This window comes from Rugamonas fusca (genome assembly GCF_014042365.1).
Taxonomy (GTDB): Bacteria; Pseudomonadota; Gammaproteobacteria; order Burkholderiales; family Burkholderiaceae_D; genus Rugamonas; species Rugamonas fusca.
Map to the genome: position 1 here is coordinate 1 of NZ_JACEZS010000075.1, position 464 is coordinate 464.

Sequence of the window (464 nt, forward strand, 5' to 3'; positions counted from 1 at the left end):
GACAGCGACACCACCTGGTCGGTGGTCAGGCCGTTGGCGATCTGGTTGGTGGTCAGCGCGGCGATCTGGGCCGTGGACAGCGAGGCCGTCTCATTGGTCGTCAGCGCGGCGATCTGGGCCGTGCCCAGGGCGGCGATGGCGGCCGTCTTGATCTGGGCCAGGTCGGCCGTTTCCAGCGCGGCGACGGCGTTGGTGCTCATGCCCACCACCTGGGCGCTGGTCAGCGCGCCGGCCTGGGCCGTGGTCAGGGCCACGATCTGGTCGGTCGTCAGGGCGCCCGTCTGGCCGGTGCTCATGGCGGCGATGGATGCCGTCTTCAGAGCCGCGAAGTCGGCCGTTTCCATGGCCGCCACGTCGTTGGTCGACAGCGCGGCCACCTGGGCCGTGGACAGGGTGGCGGCCTGGTTCGAGGTCAGCGCCACCACCTGGTCGGTGCTCATGGCGGCGATGCTGCCGGTGGTCAG

The 464-nt window shown here is 70.9% G+C and carries 1 pseudogene; it reads right to left on the reverse strand.

Annotation, left to right across the window (positions count from 1 at the left end):
- Window positions 1-464, reverse strand: a pseudogene (locus H3H36_RS26375) (heme utilization protein); the annotation flags it as partial.